Annotated in this window: 19 protein-coding genes, 1 tRNA gene and 2 pseudogenes; 9 read left to right on the top strand and 13 right to left on the bottom strand. The window is 38.6% G+C overall.

What is annotated here, in order from left to right; genetic code table 11:
- Positions 1–136: 136 nt before the first annotated feature.
- From MUB50_RS14585 to MUB50_RS14555, 7 genes and pseudogenes are all read right to left on the bottom strand, one after another.
- Positions 137–655, bottom strand: coding sequence for a ClbS/DfsB family four-helix bundle protein (locus MUB50_RS14585; protein ID WP_033126079.1), 519 nt, complete (start codon positions 653–655; stop codon positions 137–139).
- Positions 656–709: 54 nt separating this feature from the next.
- Positions 710–1,308, bottom strand: a pseudogene (locus MUB50_RS14580) (Type 1 glutamine amidotransferase-like domain-containing protein).
- 76 nt (positions 1,309–1,384) lie between these two features.
- Positions 1,385–1,552, bottom strand: a complete 168-nt coding sequence (locus tag MUB50_RS14575; RefSeq protein ID WP_015513594.1) for a transposon-encoded TnpW family protein — start codon at positions 1,550–1,552, stop codon at positions 1,385–1,387.
- A gap of 1,217 nt (positions 1,553–2,769) precedes the next feature.
- Complete coding sequence (locus tag MUB50_RS14570; RefSeq protein WP_117592868.1) at positions 2,770–5,568, bottom strand: DNA methyltransferase; 2,799 nt, start codon at positions 5,566–5,568, stop codon at positions 2,770–2,772.
- 110 nt (positions 5,569–5,678) lie between these two features.
- Positions 5,679–6,167 (bottom strand): chemotaxis protein CheY, encoded by a 489-nt coding sequence (locus MUB50_RS14565; RefSeq protein WP_117649579.1) that lies wholly within the window; start codon positions 6,165–6,167, stop codon positions 5,679–5,681.
- Between the two features lie 57 nt (positions 6,168–6,224).
- Entirely contained in the window at positions 6,225–6,545 is a 321-nt protein-coding gene (locus MUB50_RS14560) for a helix-turn-helix domain-containing protein (protein WP_013976760.1), read from the bottom strand.
- A gap of 124 nt (positions 6,546–6,669) precedes the next feature.
- Complete coding sequence (locus MUB50_RS14555; RefSeq protein WP_013976761.1) at positions 6,670–6,885, bottom strand: hypothetical protein; 216 nt, start codon at positions 6,883–6,885, stop codon at positions 6,670–6,672.
- A 225-nt stretch (positions 6,886–7,110) separates the two neighbouring features.
- Between MUB50_RS14555 and MUB50_RS14550 the strand changes: the two genes are divergently transcribed.
- From MUB50_RS14550 to MUB50_RS14525, 6 genes are all read left to right on the top strand, one after another.
- Entirely contained in the window at positions 7,111–7,500 is a 390-nt protein-coding gene (locus MUB50_RS14550; RefSeq protein WP_008374249.1) for a helix-turn-helix domain-containing protein, read from the top strand.
- Between the two features lie 129 nt (positions 7,501–7,629).
- Positions 7,630–9,483 carry a recombinase family protein gene (locus MUB50_RS14545; RefSeq protein WP_244791396.1) on the top strand — a complete coding sequence of 618 codons (1,854 nt, stop codon included), beginning with the start codon at positions 7,630–7,632 and terminating at the stop codon, positions 9,481–9,483.
- On the top strand, positions 9,480–10,268 hold the full coding sequence (locus tag MUB50_RS14540; RefSeq protein ID WP_055145192.1) for a hypothetical protein: 789 nt from the start codon (positions 9,480–9,482) through the stop codon (positions 10,266–10,268). The genes MUB50_RS14545 and MUB50_RS14540 overlap by 4 nt, the downstream gene beginning before the upstream one ends.
- The gene (locus MUB50_RS14535) at positions 10,228–10,644 is read left to right on the top strand and encodes a hypothetical protein (RefSeq protein ID WP_044999283.1); all 417 of its coding nucleotides are present in this window, start codon (positions 10,228–10,230) and stop codon (positions 10,642–10,644) included. Before MUB50_RS14540 ends, MUB50_RS14535 begins: the two co-directional genes overlap by 41 nt.
- Positions 10,631–11,551 (top strand): hypothetical protein, encoded by a 921-nt coding sequence (locus tag MUB50_RS14530; protein WP_117592863.1) that lies wholly within the window; start codon positions 10,631–10,633, stop codon positions 11,549–11,551. Before MUB50_RS14535 ends, MUB50_RS14530 begins: the two co-directional genes overlap by 14 nt.
- 2 nt (positions 11,552–11,553) lie before the next feature.
- A complete protein-coding gene (locus tag MUB50_RS14525) occupies positions 11,554–12,468 on the top strand; it encodes a DUF6551 family protein (protein WP_117592861.1) in 915 nt (304 codons plus the stop codon).
- Between the two features lie 474 nt (positions 12,469–12,942).
- Here the strand turns inward: MUB50_RS14525 and MUB50_RS14520 are convergent.
- From MUB50_RS14520 to MUB50_RS14500, 5 genes and pseudogenes are all read right to left on the bottom strand, one after another.
- Positions 12,943–13,803 (bottom strand): annotated as a pseudogene (locus tag MUB50_RS14520) (CpaF family protein); the annotation flags it as partial.
- Positions 13,800–14,813, bottom strand: coding sequence for a hypothetical protein (locus MUB50_RS14515; protein ID WP_244791394.1), 1,014 nt, complete (start codon positions 14,811–14,813; stop codon positions 13,800–13,802). The gene MUB50_RS14515 and the pseudogene MUB50_RS14520, both read right to left, overlap by 4 nt.
- Complete coding sequence (locus MUB50_RS14510; RefSeq protein WP_244791392.1) at positions 14,810–15,322, bottom strand: prepilin peptidase; 513 nt, start codon at positions 15,320–15,322, stop codon at positions 14,810–14,812. Before MUB50_RS14510 ends, MUB50_RS14515 begins: the two co-directional genes overlap by 4 nt.
- A 234-nt stretch (positions 15,323–15,556) precedes the next feature.
- Positions 15,557–16,711: an N-acetylglucosamine-6-phosphate deacetylase gene (nagA, locus tag MUB50_RS14505; protein ID WP_244791391.1), complete on the bottom strand. Its 1,155-nt coding sequence runs from the start codon at positions 16,709–16,711 to the stop codon at positions 15,557–15,559.
- A gap of 79 nt (positions 16,712–16,790) precedes the next feature.
- Positions 16,791–16,862: transfer RNA gene (locus MUB50_RS14500), tRNA-Glu, on the bottom strand.
- A 269-nt stretch (positions 16,863–17,131) separates the two neighbouring features.
- Between MUB50_RS14500 and MUB50_RS14495 the strand changes: the two genes are divergently transcribed.
- The 3 genes from MUB50_RS14495 (at position 17,132) to MUB50_RS14485 (ending at position 19,414) form a co-directional block, all read left to right on the top strand.
- Positions 17,132–17,896, top strand: coding sequence for a GNAT family N-acetyltransferase (locus MUB50_RS14495; protein WP_244791389.1), 765 nt, complete (start codon positions 17,132–17,134; stop codon positions 17,894–17,896).
- A 127-nt stretch (positions 17,897–18,023) separates the two neighbouring features.
- Positions 18,024–18,224 carry a hypothetical protein gene (locus MUB50_RS14490; protein WP_118368474.1) on the top strand — a complete coding sequence of 67 codons (201 nt, stop codon included), beginning with the start codon at positions 18,024–18,026 and terminating at the stop codon, positions 18,222–18,224.
- A 26-nt stretch (positions 18,225–18,250) separates the two neighbouring features.
- On the top strand, positions 18,251–19,414 hold the full coding sequence (locus tag MUB50_RS14485) for a hypothetical protein (protein WP_118514050.1): 1,164 nt from the start codon (positions 18,251–18,253) through the stop codon (positions 19,412–19,414).
- Here MUB50_RS14485 and MUB50_RS14480 read toward each other — a convergent pair.
- Positions 19,384–20,274 (bottom strand): amidohydrolase family protein, encoded by an 891-nt coding sequence (locus tag MUB50_RS14480; RefSeq protein ID WP_118514222.1) that lies wholly within the window; start codon positions 20,272–20,274, stop codon positions 19,384–19,386. The two genes, MUB50_RS14485 and MUB50_RS14480, sit on opposite strands and share 31 nt — an antisense overlap.
- Positions 20,275–20,276: the final 2 nt, after the last annotated feature.

Here is a 20,276-nt window from a genome sequence, read left to right as displayed (position 1 = left end):
TCTTGCTGTCTACGCTTGTCAAATGCCGTTACCGACATCATCCCAAGACTCGCTATTATCTGGTTGGCTAAACCTTGGATAAACCGGATTCCCACCGGCTTGACTACACACCCTTAGCTGGGCGCACAACTGGAAGTTATAGTGCAATCTTTTTCCATTTTCTAATCTTGGTTCTAAAGGTTCCGAACGGAGCAACTGTATTAACATGTATGAATTTGTATACTTCCCAGACAGCTGTTTTAGTTGCTTCGTCAGCCCATTTTCTCATATGTGGTTTAAATAATTCTTCATCACTCAGAGAATCAATCATTGCATAAATAGAGTTGATATTCTCATTCAATCTGTCTTTCAATTCTTGCAGTGACAGCTGAGCATATGTATCTGTGAACCATTGATATAATTCGCCAAGCTGATTCCACTTAAAATTATCCGAAGGAGTTTTGACAGGAATACCCTTTCTTTCGTCTGATTCCCATTTAATAACAAGAGTTGTCCAGCCAACCTGATAAGCAAGATTTTCTGCCGGAGTTCGATCGACCTCATCAATTCTCTTATCTTTTAAATGCTCCGGAATATCATTAAATTCTGAAATATACTTTGCAAAGCTTTTATTTATCTCGTTTTTAAGCTCGTCTTTATTCTCATATGTTCTCAATAGTCTATCTCCTCAGCTTCCGATTTTCCAGTTTCAAAAAAAGGATTTTTCAAATTAGTCTTTGCAAATAACCTTTGAACCTTCACCATCAATTACAATTCCCTGATGGTTGTTAATAGGGCATAGATTCAAATCCGAAAACTCAGTCATTATTTTCTCGGTAACTTTCTTAAATGATGCTGTAAGATAATGCGGAAGAACATAGAAATCAATCAAATCAATCCCTGCATCATCTTCTTGTGAGTAGTCCTCCGGCTTTTCATCCATTTGCTCGATATATTGGATGCTTGGAGCGCATATAATTGCGCCTGCCGACTCGCCGATCATCAATTTTCCATTTGCCAATTCCTTTTTCAGCAGTCCATCAGTTCCCGTTTTACGGAGCTGGTCCATAAGAAAGAATTTCCGCCGGTAAAATATATCACATCTGCTTCTTCAAAAACAGACTGTATCGTTGAATAAGCCTCCGTTGAAATATCAATTTCAGTTACGATCGCTCCCAACTTTTTGAATAATTTTCGAGCCGAGCCGACATAACCGGTGTAGCCTTCACGCAGTGAAGCTGTTGGAATAAATGCGACTTTCTTATTTTCAATTTCTTCCTTTATCAGACTTCCTACACTTGAAAAGTGCGAACATAAAAATAATTTCATCAATATTCTCCTTTATAAATACCGACTTGTTACTCACATGATATCATATTTTTTCTTCAATTACATCCACCTAATTTTAATATACTGCCTGTCGACTTGCTTCTGTAACCAGCATCCGGTTAATCTTCTCCTGCATTGTTTCCTTTGCATTTTCATTGAAATGATAACGGACAACATAGACTGTCTGCCCGATTTTCTTTGTAAATGTGTTACCCTCTGTTTTTGTATTCATCATTTTTTCCATAATCATTTTTCCTTTCTTTTTGAGCCCCAGCAGAGAGTCATTCCATTGGTCTCTGTCAGAACATTATTCTTTAAATCAGGCCCAAAATGGGCACTTCCAGTTTCACAGGCTACCTATATATAGCCTTTTCATTTTTGCTTGAAAAAAGCCTTGTGATCACAGCACTTTTTTAACGTAAAAAGCGTTTTAATATGATACAGCCAACGACAAGAAGCATATCTAACAAATATCATTGTCTATCACTTCTGTTTTCTCTGCCGATATCTCTCTGGTTAATGCCTAATAATCTTCCCTGCCAGACAAGACGATAAGTACAGCGTTTGCTTCTATCGTGTTTCCAAATACTTTCTTCCATCATACGATGGTTCTTCATCAAGTTCCAGTCCGTGACGTTTACAGATATCTAAAAACATTGTCCGGCAGGCAGAATCGGCTGCAGATTCAAAATTCCACCAAAATACCCATCACCAAAAATGTACCGGACACTTCTATTCATTATATTTGCACCAACAACTTGAAGTTCTCTTCCTGCTTACGACTTTCCAACAACATAAACTCCAAATATCATTTTGATAATATAAAGATACTTCTTTCTTACCCCAGAGCAAGATCCACCTGTGTTTAACAATATTGTCTTTCCGACAAATGTTCTTTCATCAGGTTTTTATCTTGCTGGGGATTCCCCAAACCCATTCTTTCTATTTATGCCGAGGTTACTGTACACATTAGAGCAAGATCCACCCCGGTAATACCATATCGCTATTTTAGCAATACGGCATTTTTCGGATGTTGGAATCTTGCTGAGGATTGTGCTCCCCAGTTCCTCACATTCAGCATAAATATATAATTGGTTCCTCGAATTTCTTCGGTCACAGCACAGGGAGAAAAAATAGGCTAAACAGCCCTATATCCCTGTGAAATCACCATGTGATTAAAAAATAGCAAGGACAGGAAGTGTGGATACACTTCCGCAAAATTGCCAATTTCGGAGCCATATCCAAAATTGAAAAATACATAAAAATCAAAAATCCGAAACCTTACTCGATATCCAAATTTATAATTTTTACAGATTACAAAAAAACCAATATGAAAATTTTACAAATTTTGTAACACATGTAAAATTCCCATATTGGTTTTCATTCATCTTTTATGGATTTGGAATATTCTATGTTTTCAAATATTTTACTTTGAGCAAAAAACAGCTCTATAAACTTTTATCATTGCATTTTCTGGTATAATTTCATCAACTCTCCCACACAATCTGCTTCCGTCATTTTTGTACTAAAGCCATACGCAGCCATAACAGCTTTATCATTTGCAGTATGTGCTCGTCGTAACTCGGCTGGCATTGTTAAAGGATCATATAAAGCCGCAAGATTACTACTAGGATATAATGTTCTTGCTTTCAAAATTTCCTGTGCCGATTTTTCAATTTGTTCCCGATTCTTCTCCGTTACTACAGGCCACGGAAAATTGTTATACACTATTGTGTTTGAATAACTATAATCACTTTTTAATCTTCCACACACTGCTCGCATCCATGCCATGTGAACATTCGACATCAATACACCAAATTCATAAAATGATGCATTGGGCATAGTGAATAATTTGTCTCCCGGAATAATTTCACCATCTAAATAATCCATTGGAATATATCTACGATTCTGAGAAGAAACTTTGGGAATCGCAATATATTGATTTTTATGTTCAAGTATTGATGCAAATAAAGTTGGATTCTCAGCCGCTTTTTTTGTGTTCGCTCTTGTACTACTAAGTCTAAATTCACGTACTTTATTCACTCGTTCTAATATCATCGGACATTTTTTTAATAATCCAGGATCAGCTCCAACAAGCCAAATACAATATCTCGGCTTTCGATCAATAAAATCTTTTCCCATCATATAATGTCTAAAAAACGGAGAAGCCTGTGGTTCTTTTTCCAAAAACTCTTCCTTTTCCTCTTCCGTCAATATTAAAAATCCACCATCAATTGCTTGCCCACCTAATGCTATTTCAGGAACATTACACAATGGTTTCATTCTTTTTTCAATGAATATATTTTCTGCATCAAGCAAATATCCATTAATATTATTCGCCGGAATTGCGTTCTCACCTGAATAAATTATTTTCTGCTTATTATTTACAGCTCTGCTAAAGCCAACAATTACACAATGAACATGCGCTTTTATTGACGCTTCACTATCCCATATAAATGTTCTGTATGCAAAATCAATGTGTACACCTGATTCAAAAAGCGGTTTCCAGAGAATCGAAACACTTTCTCCCTGTGTAATTGAATTAGTTGATACCAATGCTGCTCTGATATTATAATTTCCCATATAGTCAGCCGCTTTTTTATACCAGCAACTAACATAATCAAGATTTCCTATACTCTTCCATCCTTCAAATATCTTCTCAACATCTTCCTTCTGCTCCGACGCCATCCAACGTGCTCCTACAAATGGCGGATTTCCCATTATAAACGATAATTTTTCTGCAGGAATTACATCATTCCAATCAATTCTTAATGCATTTCCTTCTGTAATATTTACATATGTCTTTAAAGGAAGAAAATCGTCATTAAATCCATACACAATATTTTTCGTTTCTTCCAACATTTGAGATTCTGCAATCCATAAAGCCGTTTTCGCAACTGTAACTGCAAAATCGTTAATCTCTATTCCATAAAATTGCTGAATAGAAACTCTAATTGGATTATTTACCTCTACCAATGTCATTTGTCCGCCAACTTTTTCCTTTATCACCTCATTCTCCAAACGACGAAGCGACAGGTATGTTTCTGTAAGGAAATTTCCGGAACCACACGCAGGATCAAAAAATGTAAGTGATGCCAATTTATTTTGGAATTCTTCCAATTTTTTATCTCTGGTACGCTTCACTTGAATTGCTCTAATACTATCAAATTCCTTCTGCAAATCTTCCAAAAAAAGAGGACTAATAACTTTATGAATATTTTCAATAGATGTATAATGCATTCCTCCTGAACGTCTGGTCTCAGGATTTAATGTAGATTCAAATACCGCTCCAAATATAGTTGGAGAAATATCACTCCAGTCAAAATCTTCTGACGCTTTTGTAAGAAGTAATTCTTTAATTTTCTCTGTAAAAGGTGGTATCTCAATAGTTTCATCAGCAAATAACCCACCATTTACATACGGGAACTGAGCAAGTTCTTCCTCTAAATACTCGTCTCGCTCTGATACAGGTGTATCCAATATCTTAAATAATTCTATTATAGCTCTCCGGCAATCCTTTACTTCATATGTTTCCAAATAATCATGGAACATATTTCTCTTTCCAAAAATACCAGCATCTTCTGCATACAAGCAAAAAACAATTCGCACACATAAAGCATTCAGGCTCTTTAGTTTATGCTCTCTTTTTTCTCTCTGCTCAAGTGTTTCATCCTTTTCCTTAATATCTGGTATACGATATTGTTTTAAAAACGCATCATAAATAAGCCCAACAATACCTCCTGCTTTTATTGATACTTCCATTTCATGCGATATTGTCTTTACTTCCTTTTTCACCAAGAAGTCCAACAATGGATATTTGCTTTGTAATTCATCTAAAGCAATCTTTGTCGGTTCTGGCTGTTTCTGGTTCATATCATAAATCCAAATTTCAGCAAAATTTGACGTAACAATCCACCGAGCTCTTTCATCAAAAGTCAGCTTTCCATTATATCTGTCTGCCTGTTCAAATGGAGTAAGATCAACATCTCCTGAATTCCTGATTTTCTGATCCAATGCTTTTCCAAGACTCTTCTGTTCAATAATTACTCGTGTTTCAGGAATATACACATCAATACGTTTTGTATTTCCATCAATTACAACTTTCTTTTCAAAGTTCAAACGTTCTGTCACATTATCCATTCCCAAAACATTCGTCAATAAATCAATCCAATAAGAACGTCCATCTTCATCTTCTTTCCCTTTTCCCATCCATCGGTTTACAAATTGACGGGCAGCCTCTCTTTGTTCTGCATCTGTCATGCTTTTTTCCTCCTAAATAATCGTGCATTCACAAATCTTTCTCCGACTATTTTTACATATCATATCCACAGTATATCATAAAATTATTACAGAACAGCATTCATATATCATTATTTATATTGTGTCTGCACACAAGGAACTTCTACCGCCAAATCATAATAATATTGATACATGATCATGTTATCTTTTGCTTCTATATACACTCTCTGAGCTTCTTTCAGCAAGTTATTCCAAATATCTTTCCATTCACTAGGAGCCGAATCTAAAAACCACATATTATTAAATGACATTTCTATCGTCCCCCATAAATCATCTTCTTTACGCTCAGTTTTTATATTCATCTGCATATTTCGTGCAATTTCCAATGCATCTTTTTGTAAAAAAGTGAATTTCACTACTTTTTGAGGATCTGGAACTTTCTTAAAACGACGCATATGAGCTTCTGCCTTTTTAATAATTGTTTCCAATTGTTCATCATGCCATTTTTTATCCTCTAGTATCTCTTCTTCTGACATTTGCGCTTTTTCTTCATTAATTTCTCTTTGCATTTCTTCCAATTCATGCTGTGCAATATCATAATATTTCTTTTCAATCACCATAATCTCCCAACTCCATAAAAAAAGAAACAGTCAACATTTTCGTTACAACTGTTTCCTTTATTTTTGAAGTCCCCGGAGCATTTGTATCACTACATTCTGTTCTTTTTCATCAAGATTATTCCAAATATTCAGAACCTCTTGTTGTGATTCTGATAAGCTTACTGGAACATCCATTCCGGCAAAGAATTGTGCCATTGTTACTCCCAGTGCATCACATATCTTTTCTACAGTAGGCATAGTTGGTAAACTTTCTTTAGCAATAATTTTTCCAATCGAAGATTGAGATATACCAGTCAATTGTGACAGCCGATATTTACTCATATCACGTTTTTTACATAAAGCTATAATATTGTCCGCAATATAATCCTCTGTACGCAAGTAAATACACCTCTTTCCGATAGTAGTTACCTTAATTGTAACTAGAAATCCGCAAAATTATTAGAGATGTATCTTACAAGTATTTACTAAGGGAAACAGTAGTATTAAAACAAAAAAAATAGAACTATATAAAGTTGTATTCCATTAATGTCAGCTTATTATCTAAATGCTCATATTCTCTTTGTATTTCTTCAATTTTATCATATAGTTTCAGCACTGTCGAACCCTTTATCATTTTATTCTCTTGGCACATCTGCCGGAATTTTTCTTTGTACTCCCGCAGTACTCTTCCTTTTTCCTCTAATTCCTCCAGTGTTTTGATTTCCTCTTTATCTGCCATGTATTTTCCTCCCAGACATAATTTTTAATACATAAATGATAACCCTTTTTTCGCTGTTGTTCAATTACAACTTATCGCCTTTTTCTCCCATCAATCGACAATCTTCTTTTTGCTATATACATATGATATACTTCTCTTTATACAACCAATTGCTGTTGTATAGCTCACCATTTTTTCTATCTACAACACAAGAAAGTCAAGTTGTGATGGAAAGGAGGTGAGGACATGGAAATAAATTATGCACTTATAGGCAAACGTATAAGAGAAACCCGCAAACAACGAGGATTATCTGCCGAGGAGCTGGCTGAAATTGCTGATCTTTCTACTGTTTATATAAGCTATATTGAAAATGCCAAGCGTAAACCCAGTTTAGAATCTTTAATCAAAATTAGCAACGCACTTGAAATTACTATTGATGAATTACTCTATGGGAACTTGTTATACAATCCTACGGAATATCAAACTGACATTGATTTATTAATGGCAGATTGTACCAGCACTGAAAAACGTTACATATTCGAGGTTCTTTCAGCCATAAAAAACATTTTACGAATCAATGATTGGCATCTATCCTCAAAACACAATTACGATGCTGATAACCCGAATGATTATTAAATCATTCAATAACAATCAAATATCTATTTCTACATAAACCATCCGTTAATCACTTAACCGATGGTTTATGTCTTTTTCAATCCAAAAATTCTATGATAGTTATATCAACTATAAAGGATGTCGCTATTGATGAAAGAAAGTGAAGAACGAAGCAGTAATATTGATGAACAGAAAGCCAGAATCCGGCAAAGATACAAAGGTATTGATCCAGAAGAACTGGAAGTAATTCCGGCACTTCCACCAGAGGATATTTTTAAAACAGAAAAAAAACTACGAGTAGCTGTATATGCAAGGGTATCTACGGATGATCCACGCCAAACATCCTCATATGAATTACAGAAAAATCATTATCAGGATGTAGTAAATAAAAATCCGAATTGGATGCTTGTAGAAATATATGCCGACGAAGGCATTTCCGGCACTTCGCTTCAACATAGAGATGCATTCAAAAAAATGATTGAAGATTGTGAAGGCGGAAAAATTGATTTAATCATAACAAAAAGTGTATCCCGATTTGCAAGAAACGTTGTTGACTGTATCCGATATGTACGAGAGCTTTCTTCACTCCGTCCACCCGTCGGTGTATTTTTTGAAACAGAGCATTTAAATACTCTTGATCCCAAAAGCGAAATGATTCTGTCATTCATGTCAACACTTGCGCAGGAAGAAAGTCATACCAAAAGTGAAATTATGAATTCTTCCATTGAAATGCGTTTTCGTCGGGGAATATTCCTTACACCTCCTCTGCTCGGATATGACCAAGACGAAAATGGAGATCTTGTAATCAATCCACATGAAGCTAAAATTGTGCAGCTTATTTTTTTTATGTATCTTAATGGAAGCAGTACTCAACAAATTGCTGATTCTTTGACAGAACTCGGTTGTAAAACAAAAAAGAATAATGATGTCTGGTCATCCAGTACCATACTACAAATCCTTCAAAATGAACGCCATTGTGGGGATGTTCTGGCGAGAAAAACATGGACTCCGAATTATCTTGACCATAAATCAAGGAAAAACAATCAAGACCGTAATCAATACAGAAAAGTCGGACATCATGAAGCTATTATCTCCCGAGATGATTTCATAGCTGTTCAAAAATTAATTACAAATGCGAAATATGGAAATAAAGAGATTTTACCAGAATTACATGTGATACAAGAAGGCTCTCTAAGTGGATTTATAAGCATTAATCCAAGATGGTCTGGATTTAAATCCAGAGACTACTTTGAAGCATCTCAAAGCGTCCTTAAACCGGCAAATATGAATGCACCTGATACAATTACTGCTTCCGCCGGTTCCTTCGATTTAAGAGACTATGAAGTTGCTAGAGGACAATTTTTCTCCTCGGTTGGTCGGATTTCTGTTTCTTTTTCATATAAACAGATCTCTTTTAACAAAGATGCTATACGGAAATTTCCAAACATAAAATTTGTCGAAATGCTAATACACCCGAGCTCAAAACTACTTGCTATTCGACCATGTTCCTCTGAAACAAAAAATAAAGTGCAGTGGTCACGTCTCAAAGATGGTCAACTTATTCCAAAACCAATTTCCGGTGCTGCATTTTTGCCAACATTATACGAGATATTTAAGTGGGACAAAAAATGCAAATATAGAATATTAGGAGTTGCCCACCAAAAAGACAATGAAAATGTCCTTATTTTCAACATGGACGATACAGAAATACGAATCCCGACAAGTACCAACGACGTATCCGCCCCCAATAACAACACGCCTGATACAATATCTGATTCTAAGAGTGTGTTAGCTTATCCTGCCGACTGGATGAATAGCTTCGGTAATAATTACTATACTCAGTCTCAAGCGCCAGAATTAACAGAATTTACAGTGGACAAAAACTGGCAAACTGCTTCAGAAAGTAAACCTTATAAAGAACCCGAGCTACAAACCACTCCCAAAGAAACCATTATACAAAATATAAAGAATATTATTACAGAAATTAAAGGAGACACCCAATGAGCGAGCAACCTATAAATCAATGGAATATGACTACAGAACCTTCTGATATGATGAAAATCAACACACCTATGCCAATAACAGTCGCACCCAGCCCCTCAAATCAAATGGAAGTCATTGATGATGATTCTTTCAGCTATGACGGTTATCAAGTTGTACGTGGCGAATTCTTCGCTCATATTTACGAACCTTCGTTTACGTTTAATAACTACAAGGTATCTGTAAATACCGCCTGCATAAAAAAGCTACCCGATGTCGAATATGTGCAAATATTAGTCAATCCCATTGAAAAAAAACTGGCTGTCCGTCCCTGTCGAGAAGAAGAAAAAGACTCTTTTCGTTGGTGTTCCTCTGGAAAAAAGCGTTCGCCAAAACAAATCACCTGTCGAATTTTCTTTGCTAAAGTGATATCTCTCATGGATTGGAATCCTAATTATCGGTACAAGATTCTCGGCAAATTAATTCGTTCTGGCAATGAAATACTGTTCATTTTCGATTTAACTTCACCTGAAATATTTCCTCGTACACTAAAAGACAATGGAACTGTAACCACTGCTAGGACACCTTCTTATCCTGAAGAATGGAAGAATCAATTCGGTATTCCAGTGGAAGAACATCAGAAATCAATGCAAGTCAATATATTTGAAGGCTACGCAGTATTTGACATACAAGAAAAGAAGAAGGCAACTGATAAATCCATAGAAAAAGCAAAAGAACCATCAACAGCAGAAAGTGAGGAAAAATCCTATGAACAACAAACACTCTTCCCATCCACTAATATGTATTGACTTTAAAAAGAATCGTATACGAATCCACCGCAATACACTCCGTCAAATTGGTAACCCAGAATATATTCAACTTCTTGTTAATCCTGATCAAAAAATGATAGGTATAAAGGCTAGTTGTGCAGAGGATAAATTGGCACATAAAGTTAAGGATTATTTTGTCATCAATGGTAACAGTTATGAATTGTACAGCCGAGAATTACTATATTCACTTTCCCAGCTTAACCTTTCTTGGGAGAAATTTAACATTTTTCGTTTAGAAGGCAATATTTACCCAGATAAGAAAATAGCTCTATTTTCCATGGATAACATCATCACAAAACTGCCACAAACAGAATTCAAATCAGAAATAATGGGAGATGAGTATGCGCAATTATAGTATATATACATTAAAAACAAAACTAGAATTCACCAATTTGTATCAATATCTCAGTGAAAAAGATTATAAACAACTTGAGCAACAGATATTATGTCATTCCTATCACACCCCCATCTGCACATGGAATGGTATTGTCATTAATGGTATAGAAGCATATGAATTATTTCGTAAACACAGTATTCCTTTCCGAATAAAAAGACTCCATTTTTCCAGTAAAGAAGATGTAATTTCATGGATATGTACTGACCAACTTAAACGAGAGGATTTAACCAATATCAATAAAAAATACCTGATTGGGAAAAAATATGATGCTGAAAAAATTTTAGTTTCAAGACAACTTTCATCTACGAATAAATCTCATATTTCCGGTGCAAGCATCGCAGCAAAAAAAATATCCGAAGAATGTAATGTAGCAATGGCTACCGTTTACAAATATTCTGCTTACAGTAGTGCACTAGATATAATTGATGAAAAAGTTCCGGATCTTGTCAAACGAGTTCGTTCTGGTCAGCTTTGGATTTCCCAAGCTAATATTATTGAACTTTCAGGATTATCAAAAGAGCAGCTTTTAAGTCTAAATAACTACCTTCTTGCCGAAAAGATAGAACATCTCAGTTATCATGATATGAAAAGGGAATTACTGTGGAATAATTACGCCAAACCGATATTAAAGAAAGAATCTTCCGTTTCTATTCCATCTATACGCAATCTGCCACAATTTGATCCAGATGCGGAAATTGCAAGTCTTACGTTGACGATTCCCTCATGGAACAGTTCTATCGAAAGAGTATTAAAAGTTTCAGATTTTAAAATTGCATCTGATACAGCAAAATATAAGCTTAAATATCAGCTTATGTGCCTAATATCAACCACAAATAATATTTTGAAAAAATTGGAGGAAATATAATTATGGATGGAAATACCGAAGATTTACAAAAGTTTGTTCCCCAAGTGCATTTTGAGCAAATACCTATTAAAAATTTATGTTCAAATCAAGATTACCAACGTAATCTTTCTATCAAACACGTTCAGCGTGCTGCAGCTAATTTTGACCTTTATCAGATAAACCCTGTAAAAGTAAGTAGACGTGATGGGATAAATTATGTGTTCAACGGACAACACACTATAGAAATTGTCGCTCTCGTCTCTGGATCAAGAGAAACTCCTGTCTGGTGCATGGTTTATGATGATCTTGTTTACACTCAAGAAGCAGATATTTTTGCAAATCAGATGAAATATGTCAAATCGTTACTACCTTATGAAATATTCATGGCTAATATTGAAGCTGGTAATGATAGAGAACTTATTATTCGTGACCTTGTTGAATCATATGATCTCTCTATTACTTCTTCCTCTCGCCCCGGAGGTATATGTGCTGTATCCACTTTAATTAATATCTATGAAAAATATGGTTTTCACACTCTTGATCGTGTTTTACGCCTTTGCGTTGCCACATGGGAAGGCGCACCTATGTCCTTTAGCTCCAATATGCTTAATGCTATTGCCCGTCTGGATAATGCTTATGGAGAAACAATGAAAGATGACACATTTAAAGAAAAAGTAGGACGTGTCTCTGTCAGAGAAATCAGTCGTACTGCCAGAGAACGTCGTGCCGGTTCATTAGGGTTTGCAGAAGCTCTTTTACTAGAATACAATAAAAAATCCAAGTATTCACTTCCTTTTGAGAAATTATACACTCATAAAACACCCAAAAAAAGAGAACAATCAACTGAAGATGAATCCGGTCAAAGTTCCACTCCAGAAGGTCAGTTAGATTTATTTTCTACGGATCAGGACAATACTCAGGCTCTGCCAAACGAATAGCGCAGAGCCTTCAGCCTTCGTTCTATCCATACTTTCAAAAGAATACCCTACTCTAAGACGCCCTTTTATGCAAGCACTATTTTATCTTATTCCAAATTCATCATCCGCTCCATCCGCCACCTTATATATGAATATCCATTCCAAATATTTGCTTTTACCGGATACTCTTTCCTGTAAACAAATACAGTGTGATATTTAACAAAATGCATTCTACACCAGTTATGTATATCCTTCATATATATGTTATTTATACCGTTCACCCACTGTTCTAAAAACAATATGTCTTTATCTGACAATAACTCCATTATGAACAGTACATTATAATATTGAATGACACCTACTCTCTTCCTTTCCTCTATTAACCTTTTACACAATAACCTATACTTAATGTTCATATCGTTCCTATGCCTTCCCTCTAATCTATATTTTCCATCCTTATATACGTTATATATATAATTGTTATATAGTACATATAAGGCTCTGCAGCATATCCACTGCCTCTCCTCCACGGACTTCCCCTACAATTATCCTGTCCGGTCTCATTCGAAGGGCTGACCGGATCAAATCTCGGATCGTTACTGACACCGCGCCCGCCATATTGGCCATTTTTGCCTCCAGACATACCAGGTTATCAATTCCCCGGATCTTAAGCTCCGCATTATCTTCAATGGTGATCAGACGCTCATCTTTTGGAATATATTCTGTAACAGCACCAAGGAATGTTGTTTTTCCACTTCCTGTACCTCCACCGATCACAATAGAATATCTTGCCTGAACAAGTTTTTTTAAAAACTGTGCACATTCTTCGGTGATACTTCCAAAAGCGATCAGTTTTTCCATTGTGATAGGATCATCCGGAAAACGGCGGATCGTCAGGATCGGACCATTCAGAGCAACCGGATAAACCACTGCATTCACACGTGCTCCGTTTTCCAGCCTTGCATCTACAATGGGCATGGATTCGTTGACAACCCGGTTACAGCGCCCTACGATCTGCTGGATCACATCCTCCAGCTTCTCTTCCGACGTGAAGACCTTATTCCATCTGGTCAGTTTTCCTCCACGTTCCACAAAAATATGATCCGGACCATTTACCATGATCTCCGTAACACTTTCATCATCGATTAGTTCCTGCAGAACATCCAGCTTACGCACAGAACAGAACAGTTCCTGTCTGAGCTCTACTTTCTCCTTCAGTGAAAGAAACAGTTCCCTTGCCTGAGTTAATATCAGTTCATCGATCACCCCCAGGATCTCATCATCGGACAGCTCTCTGGAAACATCCAGCTGTTCCATGAGCAGATCATACATTTCCCGGAATTTTTCTCTGTTCATGACCGCTCCTTTCTCAAAAGTTCACGGATATAATCTCCCAGTTCACTCCATACCAGCTGTTCAATGTAAGCGTCAGAAGAGATCATGTCCATATGAAAGGGCAGGTGCACCTTTTCTGTTTTTTCCAGAATCTTTTCTTTATTCCAGATACGCAGAAGATTTTCGAATTGTGTCACCTTACAAACGGAAAGTGTGTCATTCAAAACCGGCATATAGATTTTTCTGCACATTTCCAAAAGCTGGAAATCCTCATCTGCATTTTCTCCCATATCCAGGATCAGCACTTCATAGGAACTGTGAAGTACGATTTCCTGCAACAGCCGCTCCCAGTCTTCCCAGTCCACGGTCCGGATATCTGAAGGTGTTCTTACCGGCGGTATAAAATCCAGATTGTTTACTGTCTGGATCATTCCGTTCATTCTATGGATCAGGTTTTCATTTCCCTGGCGAACATAATAAAACAGATCACTCAGATTAGCCGGAAATTTTTTCCCAAGAAGTTCCTCAAAACCAGAATAGGATTCCAGATTCAGATAAAGAACGGCACGTTCTTTCGCCAGTATCTGTCCCAGCGCAAGTGCAAAGGATGTCTTCAGACATCTGCCAAGAGGAGAAAAAACACCGATGATCTCCATTGTTTTTTTCAACACAGGAAAAGTTACCGGATCAAGAGATTTCTCTTCTCCATAGCAGGCCATCACCTCCCTTATCACATCTGAGGAAGATTGGTATTTATACACACTTGAATACTGATCCAGTTCCGGAGGATGCACACCTTCTGAAAGAATGATGATCTTTCCGATACCAAGGTCACGGACTTCTTTTCGCATTGCTTTATCGGAAATCAGCAGCAACTCAATATGATTTTCTTTTCCGTATGCAATGAGACTTTCTGCCGTGGTAAATGCCTGGATCTCAAACGGAAGATTCTTTTTCTGGTTCAGATAATCCATAAAATTGAAAGCATAATCCACCTCCAGATCACAGACTGCAAATATGTTTTTCTTCAATACACACCTCCTGCATAAAGCACCGCACTCAAAAATATGGGTACCGTAAAATGAAAGTTCTCCGGAAAGCTCATCCCCTTTCTGTAATAAGGACGTATCTCACCGGTACAGTAAAACTCATTCATATACTGATATAAATAAAGGAATCGTCGGCGGATACCGCCTGTAGAAATAAGAATTGCCAGAGAAATGCCTGCACCTGCAAGCAGAGAATAAACAATACATTCCATAACTGTCCGCGGCCCCATGATCCCGCCAAGTGCGCACAGAAGCTTGATATCTCCGGCGCCGATCATATGGAATATGAAAAGGATTCCCAAAAGAAGCACCGGCACAGCCACTCCTGCCAGAAAGATCACTCCACCTTTCAGCCCGTTTTCTGTGACCTGGATCAGGAAACCGATCATAAAAGAAAAAAGGATCCATCCATTGTCTACAGATGCATCTTTAAGATCCATCCAGACCGCCATCGCAGATATCACCACGGATAATTCTCCATAAAGAAACATACACGCCCCCTTTCCTTCTTAAAATATATGTTTATTCAGTTATGATAAAAATGGGATTTCCCGCCTGACCTGGCGGTGATCGATACCAGAAGATCTCTGGTGAAATTAATTATAAAATTTCAGGAGCATTTTGTCCAGCATTTTCGTTCGACAAATTCTGACACGAATTTTGCTGTCATCTGCTCCTGAAACTCTTTTTATCTTTTAATTTTTTTCGCTTTATCTTCTATGATCTTATCGGATCTTTACTCCGTCCTTGATCACTGCTTTCAGTTCCAGATCCTGATCCAGCAGTACCACATGAGCTTTTTTACCTGCTTCCAGAGATCCGTACTGTTCTTCTACTCCAAGGCTTCTGGCCGGATTTATGGTTGCGCAGGCCACGGCTGTTTCCAGCGGAAGATCCATCTTTTTAACAACTGTACGCATACAATCCATCAGATTTGTGGCAGACCCTGCGATCGCACCATCAGATACCAGCGTGGCAAGTCTTCCCACAACCTTAACATCCAGTCCGCCCAGTGTATACTGACCGTCCGGCATACCGGTAGCTCTCATACTGTCGCTGATCAGGATCATCCTGTCAGCTCCCATCATCTGAAAGGTAGCTCGGACAACAGACGGATGGATATGGATCCCGTCACATATAATCTCTGCCATAACATCCTTATTATCAAAAACAGCACCTACGACGCCTGGTGCACGATGCGTAAACGCAGGCATTGCATTATACAGATGGACTGCATGGTTTGCTCCTGCTCTGCATGCTTCCATTGCTGTATCGTAATCTGCGTTGGTATGTGCCAGAGAAATATTGACCCTTTCATGAACTTCCCGGATAAATTCTGCTGCATGTTCACTTTCTTCAGGTGCAATCCCTATAAATTTTACCAGACCTTCCGAGGCCTTTAAAAAACGGTCGCAAATTTCTACATTACATGGCAGGATATTTCTCGCGTCCTGTGCACCTTTTTTCGCCGGGCTGATAAAAGGCCCTTCCATATTAATTCCCAGAAAATCTGCCTTACGGCAGTCCTTTGTTTCTTTTTTATATTCTGCAGCTGTATGGAGGATCTGCTCCAGTTCCTCTACCGGTAAAGTCATGGTAGCTGGTGCGATCGCTGTAACTCCTACCGATGCCTCATATTCCGCGATCCTTCCAATCGCATCCTTGTCTCCGTCGCAGAAATCATCTCCCTTGCATCCATGAAAATGCAGATCGATCAGTCCCGGAATGGCGTAGCAGCCTTTTCCGTCCAGAACATCCCCGTTAAGCTGCGGCGCATCCTTTTCTTCATAAACCTGTCGGATCTTATCCCCATCCAGGATAATCCCGCCTTTTACAAACGCTTTGTCCGGTGTAAAAACATACACATTATCAATGATCATAGTAAAACCTCCCAAAATCCCCATTTGTGATCATAAACAAAAAAGCAACCAGAAACATGTTCTGATTGCCTTCAGTTAATAGCCAGTACGGGAATCGAACCCGTGTTTCCGCCGTGAGAGGGCGGCGTCTTAACCCCTTGACCAACTGGCCATATTCTTTTGTTTCTGTCGTTTGACTTTGTTTTTTGTTGTTTCCCTCAACCGACTTCGTTAGTATATAACACTTTCTTTCAAAATGCAAGTACTTTTTTTAATTTTTTTAAAAAATTTTCATGTTTTTCACGTTTATTCGTTTTTTACCCATTTTCCGATATTTCGTACGCTTGACCACTGCTGGTGTAAGTGCTACTATCAAAGCACCAATACCAAAATAATCAACTGCGGATAATGATCTGCCCGGTATATCAGAAAGGTAATACTATGGAAACAACGATCAAAAAAATCGAAGATATGTCACTGAACGCATGGCCTTCCCATAAAATGGAACTTTATGACGGATGGATCTTACGTTTTTCTTATTTTTATACACACAGGACCAACAGTGTGGAACAGTTCGGAACATCCACACTTCCATGGCGCGAAAAAATCCCCTACTGCGAACAGGTCTATAAGCGTCTGGGAACTCCTGCGATCTTTAAGATCAGCCCCCTTGTATCCCCGGATTTTGACTATATGCTGGAAAACAGGGGCTATTCCGTTCAGCACATAACAAATGTTATGACTGTAGACCTGGACAGTGCCGTTCTGGATGCGCCTGTCGCTGATGTGCTTTTTTCCAATGAAATTCCGGATTTCTGGATTCACAGCCTTTTTGACCTGAAAAGAACTACAAACCCGATCCATCGAAGCGTTGTTCCTTCCATGTACCGTGCCATTCTTAAGGAAACTGTCTGCGCTTCCATAACAAAAAACGGCGAGATCATTGCCACAGGTCTTGGAATCCTGGATCGCGACTACATCGGCATCTATGCCATTCATGTGCGTGAAGATTATCGCCGCAGAGGATATGCCCGTCAGATCTGTACCGGTCTTCTCAATGAGGGCAAAAAAAGAGGCGCCAGCCACGCCTATCTTCAAGTGGTAAAAAACAATGCTTCCGCAGAAAAGCTTTACAGCTCTCTTGGATTTCAGTATTTCTATACCTACTGGTTCCGTGTTCAGCCTGTAGGAACACGTTTTCAGTAAATGCATGGATTTTCCGTAAATCCCTGTAGAAATCAAAAAATCTTTTTGCTATAATACCCTTAATATGTATAAAATCTTTCCTGCCTTCATATACTGATCCTTATCAATCGATAAGGAGACTGATCCGATGAACGATCCGCAGGAAAAAAACACCCAAAATCCCTATCATATTTATTACGATAATTATCTGGATACCAATGCCTGTACTGAATGCACGGGTCTGATCAACCATGGAATCGACAGCCGTGAGCAATGGGATTCTTTCCGCCAGATCTTTAACTTTATACCGGCGTTGAAAAACCATGATCTTACAGATAAACAGGACTGACCGTTATCCCGGGTCGGAGGACACAAATGAAAAAAATGTCTGCTGCATGTATGATTCTCGGCCTTTCCCTTTTTGCGGGAGGCTGCAGCAATGATCAGATCGATGATCATATTATTTCTCTTCAGGATAAAATTTCAGACGTTACTGCTTCAGATTCCACAGAACAGGAAGATCAGGAGCCTTCCACGGAAGAACGTGTTTATATGGATGAGCTTACCGGCACACTGCTGGATTTTGACGGTACACACCTGACGATTTCCAGCAATGGAGAAACCTATGTATTTGATGTTTCCCAGACAAGACTTGAATGCAAATACGGCGTTGTATCCAGTGATCAGGTCAGTGTGATCTACCAGGGACAGCTTTCCGGAACTGATATCAGCACCATTTCCCCCATCAAAATAACCGACAAATATCATAATGAAACTCCTCTGGAGGACCGCACTTTAAAGGGCAAAGTGAAATCACTCACCTCCAATGCCCTTGTGATAGTCACAGAAAAGGGAAATACTGTAACCTTCCCTGTCACCGGTGTCAGACAATACTACAAAAAAGGCTTCAAGGCCGGCAAGTGGGTCTATGTCCATTTTCGCGGTAAATTCATCAACGAAACCCTCGTGAGTGACAAGCAGTATGACGGCAGTTTCACAAAAGTGATCAGTGTCTCCGATACGGATCCACTGAAAGTACCTGCAGCAACTCCTACTCCTTCCCCCGAACCGAAGAAAAAAGAGCAGCATCTCCGTGCAAAGATCGTAAATGTCAGCACCGGCACAATGACTGTCATTCCGCAGACCACAGGCTCGGAACTGACTGTTTCACTTTCCTCCGTTCCTGTATATTTCAAAGGAGGAATGGCTCCTGGATCTTATGTAAACATTATCTATACCGGTAAATTTAATGGTGAATCCACCAGCGGCATGAAGATTCGTGGAATCACCGGGGAGGATCCAGACATACTTTCAGTACGCAACATTACTTCTACTGTAACCGGCACGATCCTGGGCACAACCGCCAATACCGTGCTGCTCCAGACATACGACGGCGTAAAGATCCTCTGCAGCCGTGAAAACGTTCCGGACCTTTCCTCAAGCGGAATGGAAGAAGGTGCCGATCTCCGGGTTACTTTCAACCCTGCGAAATCACGCACCTCCAATATTTATACCTGTATTAAATTCGAAGACCCGTGACGGAAGATGGTACGGATCCTTTTTTCTCCATCTTCCATCCAGCTTCGTACTGCCTGCGTATCACCCAGTATATCAAAAAAAGCTCTGCTTTCATCCTGTACACCCTGGCCGTGAAGAACCTGATATGCACCTGCATCGCTTCCTACTGCCACATGAACCTTCTTTTCAAAAGCTTTCTTCAGATTCTGCTCGCCTGTCTTTATAATAGATGCAAGGATCGTATCTTCAAATCTGCCGCAGCCTTTAAGATTCCGCACAGTTACAAGTGTCGGAACCCACACGCTTTCACTGTCTGCCAGTATGGAAATCGTCTCATCATCCATATAGTTCCCATGCTCAATACTGTCAACACCAGCCTCTACTGCTGCCTGTACGCCATAGCATCCATTTGTATGGCTCATCACGGCAAATCCCTCTTCATGAGCAATATGTACCATTTCTTTCACATCCGTTGCTGAAAGCGGCGTTCCCGTAATTTTCCCGTGATCTGCAAAATCCAGAAGCCCTGTAGTCATGATCTTGATAAAATCCGCACCTTCAGCGGCAGCTTCCAGAACTCTTCTGTGATATTCCTTCATGTCTGAGAAGCTTTTTCCAACGATCTTCCCATAATAACCCTCTTTATAAATGGCAAAAACCGGTGTGCGATAGTCAATTTCATATTCCGGAGCCAGTCTGGCAGCCCGTTTTGACACACCGTAATGATCTCCTCCGTCTCTCACAAAACGGATTCCTCTTTTCCGGTATTCCTCAAGATGAGCACGGATCAGAGCATCCCGTGGTCCGTTTTTCTGTGTCTCAACGGCTTTCCGGTAATCATAGCCATTGAGAAATATATGTGCATGACATTCTCCAAACATTT

The sequence above is a fragment of the Blautia sp. NSJ-140 genome (assembly GCF_022868965.1).
Classification (GTDB): domain Bacteria; phylum Bacillota; class Clostridia; order Lachnospirales; family Lachnospiraceae; genus Blautia_A.
The sequence above is the reverse complement of the archived record's forward strand: the minus strand, read 5'-3'. Positions and strand labels throughout refer to the sequence as shown.

Coding starts and splice junctions, on each gene's coding strand:
- MUB50_RS14575 (WP_015513594.1), bottom strand. CDS start 1,552: ATGGAAAAAATGATGAATACAAAAACAGAGGGTAACACATTTACAAAG.
- MUB50_RS14570 (WP_117592868.1), bottom strand. CDS start 5,568: ATGACAGATGCAGAACAAAGAGAGGCTGCCCGTCAATTTGTAAACCGA.
- MUB50_RS14565 (WP_117649579.1), bottom strand. CDS start 6,167: ATGGTGATTGAAAAGAAATATTATGATATTGCACAGCATGAATTGGAA.
- MUB50_RS14555 (WP_013976761.1), bottom strand. CDS start 6,885: ATGGCAGATAAAGAGGAAATCAAAACACTGGAGGAATTAGAGGAAAAA.
- MUB50_RS14550 (WP_008374249.1), top strand. CDS start 7,111: ATGGAAATAAATTATGCACTTATAGGCAAACGTATAAGAGAAACCCGC.
- MUB50_RS14545 (WP_244791396.1), top strand. CDS start 7,630: ATGAAAGAAAGTGAAGAACGAAGCAGTAATATTGATGAACAGAAAGCC.
- MUB50_RS14540 (WP_055145192.1), top strand. CDS start 9,480: ATGAGCGAGCAACCTATAAATCAATGGAATATGACTACAGAACCTTCT.
- MUB50_RS14535 (WP_044999283.1), top strand. CDS start 10,228: ATGAACAACAAACACTCTTCCCATCCACTAATATGTATTGACTTTAAA.
- MUB50_RS14530 (WP_117592863.1), top strand. CDS start 10,631: ATGCGCAATTATAGTATATATACATTAAAAACAAAACTAGAATTCACC.
- MUB50_RS14525 (WP_117592861.1), top strand. CDS start 11,554: ATGGATGGAAATACCGAAGATTTACAAAAGTTTGTTCCCCAAGTGCAT.
- MUB50_RS14510 (WP_244791392.1), bottom strand. CDS start 15,322: ATGTTTCTTTATGGAGAATTATCCGTGGTGATATCTGCGATGGCGGTC.
- nagA (WP_244791391.1), bottom strand. CDS start 16,711: ATGATCATTGATAATGTGTATGTTTTTACACCGGACAAAGCGTTTGTA.
- MUB50_RS14495 (WP_244791389.1), top strand. CDS start 17,132: ATGGAAACAACGATCAAAAAAATCGAAGATATGTCACTGAACGCATGG.
- MUB50_RS14490 (WP_118368474.1), top strand. CDS start 18,024: ATGAACGATCCGCAGGAAAAAAACACCCAAAATCCCTATCATATTTAT.
- MUB50_RS14485 (WP_118514050.1), top strand. CDS start 18,251: ATGAAAAAAATGTCTGCTGCATGTATGATTCTCGGCCTTTCCCTTTTT.
- MUB50_RS14480 (WP_118514222.1), bottom strand. CDS start 20,274: ATGTTTGGAGAATGTCATGCACATATATTTCTCAATGGCTATGATTAC.